1 protein-coding gene is annotated in these 1,220 nt (G+C 47.4%); it reads right to left on the reverse strand.

Going from position 1 to position 1,220, the window contains the following annotated elements; all coding sequences use genetic code 11:
• Window positions 1-1,005: 1,005 nt before the first annotated feature.
• A partial coding sequence (locus PROCOU_RS18135; protein WP_036074478.1) for a hypothetical protein occupies window positions 1,006-1,220 on the reverse strand: 215 nt, incomplete at its 5' end.

The following is a 1,220-nucleotide window of genomic DNA, read 5'->3' on the forward strand; positions in this document are numbered from 1 at the left end:
ATCAAATAAGAAGCAGTGCACATGAGAGCCTCAATATGCATGAGAACGAAGTGAGCATGTAATCCATCAGTGGCTCTTAAGTGCAGAACAGGGAATAACTGGAATCAAATAAGAAGCAGTGCACATGAGAGCCTCAATATGCATGAGAACGAAGTGAGCATGTAATCCATCAGTGGCTCTTAAGTGCAGAACAGGGAATAACTGGAATCAAATAAGAAGCAGTGCACATGAGAGCCTCAATATGCATGAGAACGAAGTGAGCATGTAATCCACCAGTGGCTCTTAAGCGCAGAACAAGGAATAACTAGAATCAAATAAGAAGCAGTATGCAAGAGAGCCTCAATATGCATGAGAGCAAAGCGAACATGTAATCCATCAGTGGTTCTTAAGCGCAGAACAGGGAGTAACTGGAATCAAATAAGAAGCAGTGCACATGAGAGCCTCAATATGCATGAGAACGAAGTGAGCATGTAATCCATGTACTGCATCACGTGAGGCACCTCCGGATCCAGCTTCAGAAGCCAGCCTCTCGGAAATTTCGGTGCCTCCGTAAAAACCAAAAGAGGGTTTTCACTGCGCCCCCTAACAATTTCTGTCGAGCCTAACGGGCTTCTTCAGCTTTTCATGAGATCCGGCTTCAACGGCCAACTCCTCGAAAACTTCACGCCCTCCATAAAAAGCAAGAACGGCTTTTTACTGCGGCCGCTCCAGTTTTTTTCGGAGCTGAACGGGCCGTTTCAGCTTTGTTGTGGCTCTTAAGAAGCGTAGTATGCTGAATTAGAGCCTCAATATGCATGAGAGCGAAGCGAGCATGTAATCCATGTACAGCAATCCCGTGAAGCGCCTCCGGATCCAGCTTCAGAAGCCAGCCTCTCGGAAATTTCGGTGCCTCCGTAAAAACCAAAAGAGGGTTTTCACTGCGCCCCCTAACAATTTCTGTCGAGCCTAACGGGCTTCTTCAGCTTTTCATGAGATCCAGCTTCAACGGCCAACTCCTCGAAAACTTCACGCCCTCCATAAAAAGCAAGAGCGACTTTTTACTAAGGCCGCTCCAGTTTTTTTCGGAGCTGAACGGGCCGTTTCAGCTTTGTTGTGGCTCTTAAGAAGCGTAGTATGCTGAATTAGAGCCTCAATATGCATGAGAGCGAAGCGAGCATGTAATCCATGTACAGCAATCCCGTGAAGCGCCTCCGGATCCAGCTTCAGAAGCCAGCCTCTCG

Source organism: Listeria rocourtiae FSL F6-920 (genome assembly GCF_000525975.1).
GTDB classification, from domain to species: domain Bacteria; phylum Bacillota; class Bacilli; order Lactobacillales; family Listeriaceae; genus Listeria_A; species Listeria_A rocourtiae.